Annotated in this window: 7 protein-coding genes and 3 pseudogenes; 6 read left to right on the forward strand and 4 right to left on the reverse strand. The window is 51.0% G+C overall.

The window, feature by feature from the left end; genetic code table 11:
- Nucleotides 1-62 precede the first annotated feature (62 nt).
- The 3 genes from gpJ to OGV80_RS12335 all read left to right on the forward strand — a co-directional run bounded on the left by gpJ (nt 63) and on the right by OGV80_RS12335 (nt 6,840).
- Nucleotides 63-3,443 (forward strand): phage attachment tail tip protein J, encoded by a 3,381-nt coding sequence (gpJ, locus tag OGV80_RS12325; RefSeq protein ID WP_286515028.1) that lies wholly within the window; start codon nt 63-65, stop codon nt 3,441-3,443.
- Nucleotides 3,444-3,511: 68 nt separating this feature from the next.
- On the forward strand, nt 3,512-6,259 hold the full coding sequence (locus OGV80_RS12330) for a prophage tail fiber N-terminal domain-containing protein (protein ID WP_286515030.1): 2,748 nt from the start codon (nt 3,512-3,514) through the stop codon (nt 6,257-6,259).
- The gene (locus OGV80_RS12335; RefSeq protein WP_286502753.1) at nt 6,259-6,840 is read left to right on the forward strand and encodes a tail fiber assembly protein; all 582 of its coding nucleotides are present in this window, start codon (nt 6,259-6,261) and stop codon (nt 6,838-6,840) included. Before OGV80_RS12330 ends, OGV80_RS12335 begins: the two co-directional genes overlap by 1 nt.
- On the opposite strand, the pseudogene OGV80_RS12340 reads toward OGV80_RS12335, so the two are convergent.
- Nucleotides 6,812-6,937 (reverse strand): annotated as a pseudogene (locus OGV80_RS12340) (tail fiber assembly protein); the annotation flags it as partial. The gene OGV80_RS12335 and the pseudogene OGV80_RS12340 overlap by 29 nt on opposite strands.
- A gap of 9 nt (nt 6,938-6,946) precedes the next feature.
- On the opposite strand from OGV80_RS12340, the pseudogene OGV80_RS12345 reads away from it, so the two are divergent.
- Nucleotides 6,947-7,084 (forward strand): annotated as a pseudogene (locus OGV80_RS12345) (helix-turn-helix domain-containing protein); the annotation flags it as partial.
- 122 nt (nt 7,085-7,206) lie between these two features.
- A pseudogene (locus tag OGV80_RS12350) lies at nt 7,207-7,580 on the forward strand (HumD family translesion DNA polymerase).
- 47 nt (nt 7,581-7,627) lie between these two features.
- Here OGV80_RS12350 and OGV80_RS24410 read toward each other — a convergent pair.
- The 3 genes from OGV80_RS24410 to OGV80_RS12360 form a co-directional block, all read right to left on the reverse strand.
- On the reverse strand, nt 7,628-7,744 hold the full coding sequence (locus OGV80_RS24410; protein WP_352477250.1) for a YnaM/YnfT family protein: 117 nt from the start codon (nt 7,742-7,744) through the stop codon (nt 7,628-7,630).
- Nucleotides 7,745-8,481: 737 nt separating this feature from the next.
- The gene (locus tag OGV80_RS12355; RefSeq protein WP_080625050.1) at nt 8,482-8,709 is read right to left on the reverse strand and encodes a hypothetical protein; all 228 of its coding nucleotides are present in this window, start codon (nt 8,707-8,709) and stop codon (nt 8,482-8,484) included.
- A 300-nt stretch (nt 8,710-9,009) separates the two neighbouring features.
- Nucleotides 9,010-9,228 (reverse strand): cold shock domain-containing protein, encoded by a 219-nt coding sequence (locus OGV80_RS12360; RefSeq protein ID WP_286515032.1) that lies wholly within the window; start codon nt 9,226-9,228, stop codon nt 9,010-9,012.
- Between the two features lie 365 nt (nt 9,229-9,593).
- Between OGV80_RS12360 and OGV80_RS12365 the strand changes: the two genes are divergently transcribed.
- Entirely contained in the window at nt 9,594-9,758 is a 165-nt protein-coding gene (locus tag OGV80_RS12365; RefSeq protein ID WP_216350678.1) for a YnfU family zinc-binding protein, read from the forward strand.
- The last annotated feature ends 20 nt before the right edge of the window (nt 9,759-9,778 follow it).

Here is a 9,778-nt window from a genome sequence, read left to right on the forward strand (position 1 = left end):
GCATATTTATATTAAAACAGAACCGCCTTCGGGCGGTTTTGTCGTTTCAGAGGGAACAGATTATGGGTAAGGGTGGTGGCAGCAGTAAAACGCCGCATGAGGCTCCTGACGACCTGAAATCCAGCCAGATGCTGACCGTTGTTGATGCCATCTGCGAGGGGCCGATTGAAGGTCCGGTGGACGGGCTGAAAAGTGTCAGAATTAACAAAACGCCGGTCCTCGACAGCGACGGTAATGCGATGGTTCACGGTGTCACCGTGGTTTACCGCGTGGGGGAGGATGAGCAGACCGCGATGGAGGGGTTCGAAGACTCCGGTGCTGAAACCCTGCTGGGTGTGGAGGTGAAGAAGTCAGAGCCGGTGACCCGCACCATTACCGCTAAAACGGTGGACCGTCTGCGTTTTACCTTTGGTGTGCAGTCTCTGGTCAGTACCAGTACCAAAGGCGACCGCAACCCGACCAGCGTACAGATGCTGATCCAGTTTCGCCGGGACGGGCTGTGGCGAACGGAACGGGATATCACCATTACAGGTAAAACAACCACGCAGTTTCTGGCATCTGTGGTGATCGATGATTTGCCGCCCCGGCCGTTTGAAGTCCGCATGCAACGTATCACTGATGACAGTACGACAGACCTGCTGCAGAACAAAACGGTGTGGTCGGGCTATACCGAAATCATTGATGTAAAACAACTCTATCCGAATACCGCCGTTATCGGGGTAAAAGTGGACGCGGAGCAGTTTGGCAGCCAACAGGTCACGCGAAACTATCTCCTGCGCGGGCGTATCGTACAGGTGCCGTCGAATTATGATCCGGTAAAACGGACGTATTCCGGGCTGTGGGACGGGACGTTTAAACCCGCCTGGACAGATAATCCGGCCTGGTGTGTGCTGGATATGCTGACCCACCCGCGCTATGGCATGGGAAGCCGCATCGGTGTTGCCGATGTGGACAAGTGGGCGCTGTATGCCATTGCACAGTACTGCGATCGGCTTGTTCCAGACGGTTTTGGCGGGACAGAGCCGCGTATCACCTGCAATGCGTATCTGACGGACCAGCGTAAAGCGTGGGACGTGCTGGGGGACTTCTGTTCCCTGATGCGCTGCATGCCGGTCTGGAACGGCAATACCCTGACCTTTGTACAGGACCGGCCCGCCGATAAAGTCTGGACCTATACGCAGAGTAATGTGGTGATGCCCGCTGACGGTGCGCCGTTCATCTACAGCTTCAGCGCCCTGAAAGAGCGCCATAATGCCGCCGAGGTCCGTTACACCGACCCGAACAACGGCTGGGAAACGTCCACCGAACTGGTGGAAAACGACGCTGCCATCCGGCGCTACGGTCGCAACGTCCTGAAGATGGACGCGTTCGCCTGTACCAGCCGGGGGCAGGCGCACCGCGCCGGACTGTGGGCCATCACCACCGAATTGCTGGAAACGCAGACGGTGGATTTTTCCGTGGGGGCCGAAGGACTGCGACATGTTCCCGGCGATATCATTGAGGTCTGCGACAGTGATTATGCCGGCGTGACCGTGGGCGGACGCGTTCTGTCGGTCGACAGCCTGTCCCGTACGCTCACCCTGGACCGCGAGGTGGAAATACCGCCAGGCGGCAATGTGGTGCTGAACCTGGTGGGCAGCGATGGCCAGCCTGTTACCGTCGCGGTCACTGCACATCCGGCCCCGGACCGCGTGACCGTCAGCCAGTTATCCGATGGCGTGGCGGCGTACAGCGTGTGGGGGCTGAAACTGCCGGACCTGCGCCAGCGCCTGTTTCGCTGCGTGGCCATACGGGAGAATGATGACGGGACGTATGCCATCACCGCCGTGCAGCATGTTCCGGAGAAAGAGAGCATCGTGGACAACGGTGCGAAGTTTGACCCGTTGCCCGGCACAGGTATCACGAACACACCACCCGCTGTGCAGCATCTCACCACGGAGATTCTGGCAGAGGACGGGCAGTATCAGGCGCGGGCGCGCTGGGACACGCCGCGCGTGGTGAAAGGCGTTAACTTCTTCCTGCGCCTGACGGTGAAAGCGGAAGATAACAGCGACCGCCTGGCCAGCAGCCTGACCCTGACCGAAACGGAGCACTCCTTCCGCAACCTGACGCCGGGGCGCTACACCCTGACGGTGCGGGCGGTGAACAGCCAGGGCCAGCAGGGTGAGCCTGCCAGCACAGATTTCAGTATCGCCGCGCCGGCTGTACCGTCTTATGTTGAGCTGACTCCCGGCTATTTCCAGATAACCGCCACTCCGCGTCAGGCGGTATATGACCCCACGGTGCAGTATGAATTCTGGTTTACGGATACGCAGATACCCGATATCCGCCAGGTGGAAAGCGATGCGCGTTATCTTGGCACGGCGCTGTACTGGATTGCGGCAAACGCGAGTATCAAACCAGGTAAAGACTATTACTTCTATATCCGTGCCGTGAACCAAGTCGGGAAATCGGTGTTCGTGGAGGCTAAAGGCCAGGCCAGCAACGATGCGGCGGGCTATCTGGACTTCTTCAAAGGGGAAATCACCGAAAGCCACCTCGGCAAAGAACTGCTGGAGAAGGTGGAACTGACAGAAGACAACGCCAGCCGGCTGGATCAGTTTTCGGAAGAGTGGCAGGACGCGAACGGCAAGTGGAATGCCATGTGGGGCGTGAAGATAGAACAGACCGAAGACGGGAAGCACTATGTGGCTGGTCTGGGCCTGAGCATGGAGGATACGGAAGAAGGTAAACTGAGCCAGTTCCTGGTGGCGGCTGACCGTATCGCGTTTATCAACCCGGCGAACGGCAATGAAACTCCGATGTTTGTGGCGCAGGGCAACCAGATATTTATGAACGAGGTGTTCCTCAAATATCTGACGGCCCCGAGCATCACCAGTGGCGGGAACCCGCCGACCTTTATGCTGACGCCTGACGGCAGGCTGACTGCCCGTAATGCGGATATCAGCGGTAATATCAGCGCGAATTCCGGCACACTCAATAATGTGACGATAGCGGAAAACTGCACCATTAACGGGACAATGCGGGCAGAGAATATTGTCGGCGATATCGTTAAAGCCGTGGGGCGGGCTTTCCCCGGAAGCGCTAATTACCCGAATGGGACCCTCACGGTTCAGATACAGGATGACCACCATTTTGACAGGCAGATAATCATTCCCCCCATCACCTTTGCAGGAGGAAAGGCAAAATCAGAGACAAGCAACGAGATATGGACAGACTGTGGGCTTTTGGTGAAGCACAACGGCAGAGAGATATACAACGCAGAACCCGCGATTACAGCGAGATCATTCAGCAGGGTTCTTGATATGCCAGCCGGAGGTGGAAATGTGACGCTGAGCTTCACGGTTTCATCCAGGGGGTATGGCGGCGGGGCCTGGGCTGATATCAGCAACCTGCTGGTCATGGTGGTGAAGAAGAACAGCACGGGGATCAGCATTTACTGATACCTGAATCCAGAAACGAGCGCCTGAATGGACGCTTTTTTATTGCTGAAAACAAGAGGTAATGACATATGTCAGTACAAATTTCTGGCGTATTAAAAGACGGGGCGGGGAAGCCGGTACAGGGTTGCACTATTCAGCTGAATGCGAAGAAAACCAGCCCGACCGTTGTTGTGGAGGTGATTTCATCCACTGTTACGGACGCGAACGGCCACTACAGCATTGAGGCTGAACCGGGTTATTACAGTGTGTCACTGATGCGGGAAGGGTTTCCGCCCTCTGTGGCTGGCGACATTTACGTGGCCCCGACCGATGCGCCGGATACCCTGAATGCGTTTCTCGATGCGCCAAAGGACGCGGACCTTCGTCCGGAGGTGATGAAACGTTTTGAGGAAATGGTCAACCGCACTGCAGCGCTGTGCCAGGAGGCAGAAAAGGATCGGGAGCGTGCGGAAAACGCAGCACAGTCAGCGAAACAAAGTAAGGGTTCAGCGGCATTGTCTGCAACGGCCGCGGTAAAGTCACAGCGCCAGGCGGCACTCTCTGCAGATGCTGCTGATGCGTCAGCCAGGTCTGCTGCCGATAATGCCCGACAGACAGCGCAGGATGTTCTGGCCAGTGCTGCGGATGCTGACAGTGCGGCAAAGTCAGCACAGACAGCGACGGAGCAGGCCGGACAGGCAGAAACAGCCGCTGATACGGCACAGAAAGCGCAGGAGGAAGCGGGAGTTTCGGCACAGTCAGCCGCAGGAAGTGCCGGAAGTGCTGCTGCAGCAGCACAAACAGCGGGTGAACATGCCGGTAATGCAGCCGCATCGGAAACCTCTGCGCGTGAAAGCGCCCTCACGGCCACGCAGGCGGCAGAACAGGGTGATAACAGCGCGGCAGCTGCAGTGCTAAGTGAACAGCATGCCAGGGAGTACAGCGAAAAGGCTGCTAAATCAGAGGCTGCGGCATCAGCCAGTGCAGAATCGGCATCTTCCAGTAATGCATCAGCCCTGCAGTCAGCCGAAAAGGCTGAGAAACAGAAAAATGCAGCCGCTGAGAGTGTCACCCGTGCAGAACAGGCCAGAGATGAGGCGCTGACTTCCCGGAACGAGGCAGTGGAGGCCGCTGAAACAGCGGCGACAGACGCTGCGGAGAAAGCCGCAGGCAAGGTTTCGGAGCAACTGAAAGCCGCTGTAGCTGATGATACTCAGCGCGCCGAAGCCGCAATGGCTGGCGCTGAAAGCGCGGCAGTAGCCTCACAGGGATACCGTGATGAAGCGAGGGATATTGCTGAAAGTCTGAAGCCAGGAGACGCCAGCACCACGCAGAAAGGGCTTGTGCAGTTAAGCAGCGATGACGACAGCGACAGTGAAGCCTATGCAGCGACACCGAAAGCCGTTAAAAAAGTCAAAGACCTGGCAAACCAGAAGGCCCCACTGGACAGTCCGGATCTGACAGGGACTCCAACTGCCCCCACGCCGCCATTAAGTGTCAGTAATAAACAGATTGCGAATACCGAGTACGTTCAGGCTGCGGTTGCTGCATTAGTTGGCTCATCCCCTGAAGCTCTGGATACGCTGGCTGAGTTAGCGCAGGCATTAGGAAATGATCCTAACTTTGCAACCACGATGCTCAATGCGTTAGCGGATAAACAGCCGCTAAATGAAATACTGACGTCGCTGTCCGGGCTGTCTACCTCCGGAAGTAAATTGCCATTTTTTAGCAGTAAAAATACGTTGATGTTGACGGATCTGACGACGACCGGGCGTGGGTTGATTGCTAAAAACTCAATAAATGAAATTCTCACATACCTTGGTTTGGTAGAAACGATAAATTTAGCAGCTGGCGCGGTGCCTTCAACGCGCAGAGTAAACGAAAAAGCGCTTACAGATGATATTTACATCACCTCACAGGATATTTTTAACGGGCAAGTCTTGATGATTGGTGCAGACCAAAATCTGGACAATTTCCAGACGCCGGGGCTGTATGCTCAGGATATGAATGTTAATACCAGTACGGCACTAAATTACCCGGAGAATAATGCAGGTTCTCTGATGGTACTGAGAAGCGCCGGAGTGACACAGATTTACCGCGTGTACAATTCATCCCGCAGTTATACACGTAGCAAGCATTCAACGCAGGCATGGACTCCCTGGATGCCTGATGATTCTTTTCCGGTCGGAGCACCTATTCCCTGGCCGTCTGATACAACTCCTCAAGGGTATGCTTTAATGCAGGGGCAACCTTTCGATAAAGCAGCCTATCCATTGCTTGCGATTGCGTATCCATCGGGTGTTATCCCGGATATGCGAGGCCAGACGATTAAGGGTAAACCGAACGGTCGTGCGGCACTTTCGTATGAACAGGATGGTGTTATATCGCATACCCACGGAGCCAGCGCATCCAGTACGGATTTGGGAACTAAAACCACATCATCGTTTGATTACGGCACTAAGACTTCAAACACTACCGGTGACCATAACCACAACAGAGGTACTATGGAAATTACTGGTACTCTCGGTTACTTCAGAAGTGATAATAGTAGCTTCTATACAGCAAGTGGAGCATTTACACTTGGTGGCTCTGCAGCGGCTAAAAGTTTTACAGGTTCTAATTTTACTTATGGTGTTCCTGTAAACTTTAACGCTTCCAGAACCTGGTCTGGCGTCACAAACACTACGGGTAACCATGCGCACTCTGTTGCAATTGGCGCTCATGCACACTCCATTGCTATTGGTTCACACGGACACTCCGTCACTGTTAACGCTACTGGTAACGCGGAAAACACTGTCAAAAATATTGCGTTTAATTATATTGTGAGGCTTGCCTGATGACTTTTGAAATGACAGGAGAAAACCGAACTATTACTCTCTACAACCTTCGTGCAGATACAAATGAATATATTGGGAAATGTGAAGGGTTTATCCCTGCTAATACCGGATTACCTGCTTACAGTACCAATATTTCTCCGCCGCCAGCGAAGGCCGGTTTTGTCGCTGTATTTAATCTTAAGTCAGAAAAATGGTCACTGGTTGAGGACCATCGAGGGAAAATTGTCTACGACATTCAAACCGGGAAAGCTACCACAATTGACCAGTTAGGTAAGTTACCTGACGATGTTGTTTCCGTTGCGCCGGAAGGCCATTTTGTTAAGTGGAACGGAGCACAGTGGGTCCACGATACCGATGCGGAAAATGAACATCTTCTGATGTTGGCGGAACAGGAAAAAATAAATCTTCTGGCGGTTGCAACATCCGCTATAGCTCCCTTACAGGATGCTGTTGATCTCGACATGGCAACGAAGGTTGAAACCGCACTTTTACTGGAGTGGAAGAAATACCGTGTCTTGCTTAACCGGGTAGATACCTCAAATCCTGAATGGCCTACTTCCCCGAATATTCAGGCCAGTTAATATCAGGGGCGGAAGACAAATCGAGGCGGCGTAACTCAGTACGATAGCTTCGCAACGCTGCCAGTTCTGTTTCCTCGCTGGCTGATATATCGCCGTCTTTTGTGCAAGACGACTAAAGTTAACCGCAGAAGAGTGGGCTCAGGCTGGAAGGTTGATAGCTGCAGGTGAGTCAAGAAAACGTGTGGCTATAATTTACGATGTAGGGAGGGCGACGCTATACAAAAAATTTCCTGCGCGGTGTTGAGAAGACACCACCGCCTCGTCGTATGCAAGAACGGGCGACGGCGAACTGGCGAACGTTCGATAGTGCGGGTATTGAATGATTACCAGATTACTACTGTTCACCCCAAACGGAGGATTTTAGCTATGGGGTTCCCTTCAACTGCCAGTGATTACGTTGAAACGAGGATCTCACTCGATCAGCAGCTTATCAACCAGCAACGACTTACTTCATGCGGGTATCACGTTCACATTTCAGGGAAGGGATACTCCAGGGGCGCTGCTTGTGGTAGAGGCATCACTTACTGCCTGCGATGACTCACTGCTGATATGTGCAATCGACGGGGAAGCGATATCGGACTCACCCTCAACCCAACCTGATTAATCTGGAGAGCGGGCGAAAGGAGGCGCTGCCAGTAGATGATGACGGATACGGTTCTGCACCCGCTATATTCTGGGTGATTACTTACATCATCAATGATGCTAGGAATGCAGAGTTTGATGATTGCCCGGCCATGTGAGCACATTATTGCTAAGTGAAGTATGAAGTGGGGTTACGTGGTTGAGGCTAATTATCATTTCTGTCTGGATTGTTAGACAAACCAATCCCTACTTTTACCGCAGCGAACAACATGATGCACAGAGTGGTAATCGCGGCAAATACCAATAAGAGACTAGTAATCATAGAGCTTCTTAATGTCAGATGAATTCAATTGTCAGACAACTGTATAGGGAAAAGGTTCCTGGCAATTATCGTGCTTGCTATTCAAGAGGATATTACAACCCGATAGAACGTAGTTGGCTGGTAATCTGTCGATAGTTTCACCCCAATAATCCCCTGAGTTTCCCCGTACAGAAAACAGGCATAAAAAAACCAGCCGTAAAGTCTGGTTCTTAAAGGAGTTTTGGTCGGCACGAGAGGGTTTGAACCTCCGCCCCCCGAGACCCCATGACGGTGGCTACTGTTTTTAGGATTGCTATGTGCTAAAAGCGGAAATAAATAACAATTGTTCGATAATCACTTTTAGTGATCAGAAGCATGAAATCCCCTGCAGCAATATGCAGGGGCTTATATATGATGCCGGGTGCCTCCCGGTAAGTCTTTGGGTAACCTCCCATGACTCGCTGCTTCAGTCGTGCATGATGAACATTCCAGCATAGAAGTCATCAGGTTAATTAGCCCTGCCGCTCAGAAGGATTCATCATAAAAGGCAAGATAGCATGAAGAGGGTGGGAGAGATATCGGCATTTAATCAGATAACAAAGAATATTTCTCTCATGTCAGTGTAGGTATTAAAATGTTGAATATGAAAAAAAGCCTGCTGTTAGCAGGCCGTAAATATTTTTAACTCATTTTTTGTTCGCTTCTGATAAATATGGTAAGAATGCAATCAAACGTGAAGCAGAGAGCATAAAAAAAAGCTATAAATATTTCCTTGCAGCATCAAGTATCTCCTGTGACGTTAACTCCCTGTCAGAAGCTACGTAAACAATACCATGAACGCCAGTTAAGGAAGGAAAGCCTGCAGACATAATCCGAAGATGCGTTTCTTCACCGTTCGGATATTCCTGCCTGATAGAGGATATACCTTCCAGAACAGTCATGACTTTACAGGATTCAGCATTAAAGAAAACAAGGACTTTTATCATATTCCACTACCCTGTTCTCTCGTGGATGTAAACAGTCAGATGCCATAAGGTAAAAGCAAAGACGTGATGCTTTCGGAGGCAGCCTCGCCTCTTACGCACTTTATTATTTAACAAGCAGTTAGCTTCTGCTTTCAGACTTTTATGCAGCAGTCCTGCACTTCATCACATCGGTCAGCACACTCATAATTGCGAAAAAATATGCTGACCTGATATTAAGAATAAACGACTTTTATCTGATTTAAGTTATGGAACTGTCTACTCAGGAATAATTATTCATCGTTATCGCAGATCCACAAAGATTTATTTATCGCAAAGTATTACGTTTGCAGCAGCAGGGCCTTTGTCACCACTGTGAATGGCGAATTCAACTTTCTGTCCTTCAAATAAGGTCTTAAAGTTTTCGCCGTTAAGCGCAGAAAAATGAACAGAGATGTCTTTACTACCATCAAGAGGAGAGATGAAGCCAAACCCTTTGTCTTCGTTAAACCATTTTACCAAACCTTTAATTCTTATGGTCATACCAACTCCTGCTACACATGATTGTATTGATAGTAAACGTATAGTATTAAACGTATGGACTCAAAAGGGGGGGATATCAGCGATAACACCTGGTAATGAGGACTACACGGAAAATGTTTAACGTTCGTCTGTACATTGAACTGATGGGATTCATTAAGGCACGGTAATTAATAATAAGCAAATTATATTTTAGCCATCCAGAGAATCTGCAAGAGAAATTAAACTGGCAAAGGCCTCAACCTCCCTTCAGGGTGCCTGTGGTTGCGAATATCTACCTCTCCTGAATTTCAGTGCCTCAAAATAAATAGATTAAAACTTAACCACATGTGATACGGTGAAGCTCGTTCATTGAAAGGTTAATGGTTATGTCTATTATCAATTACGCAATGAAACTCTTCACCAGTGCGTCTACCGCCACTGCCGTCTGCCCTGTTTGTGGCTTAAAATCGGCTCAACTTCTGTCAAAAATCCGGCGCAATCAGGCCATGCTTTGCCCTGGATGTAAGGCTCTGTTTATCTCCCGACGCTAGCGCGGCCAAAAAACGCAGAC

It is taken from the genome of Citrobacter sp. Ce119 (assembly GCF_030334525.1).
Classification (GTDB): domain Bacteria; phylum Pseudomonadota; class Gammaproteobacteria; order Enterobacterales; family Enterobacteriaceae; genus Citrobacter; species Citrobacter europaeus.

Bases quoted from the DNA above. Each gene is read 5' to 3' on its own strand.
- OGV80_RS12335 (WP_286502753.1), top strand. From the start codon at position 6,259: ATGACTTTTGAAATGACAGGAGAAAACCGAACTATTACTCTCTACAAC.
- gpJ (WP_286515028.1), top strand. From the start codon at position 63: ATGGGTAAGGGTGGTGGCAGCAGTAAAACGCCGCATGAGGCTCCTGAC.
- OGV80_RS12360 (WP_286515032.1), bottom strand. From the start codon at position 9,228: ATGACCATAAGAATTAAAGGTTTGGTAAAATGGTTTAACGAAGACAAA.
- OGV80_RS12330 (WP_286515030.1), top strand. From the start codon at position 3,512: ATGTCAGTACAAATTTCTGGCGTATTAAAAGACGGGGCGGGGAAGCCG.
- OGV80_RS12355 (WP_080625050.1), bottom strand. From the start codon at position 8,709: ATGATAAAAGTCCTTGTTTTCTTTAATGCTGAATCCTGTAAAGTCATG.
- OGV80_RS12365 (WP_216350678.1), top strand. From the start codon at position 9,594: ATGTCTATTATCAATTACGCAATGAAACTCTTCACCAGTGCGTCTACC.
- OGV80_RS24410 (WP_352477250.1), bottom strand. From the start codon at position 7,744: ATGATTACTAGTCTCTTATTGGTATTTGCCGCGATTACCACTCTGTGC.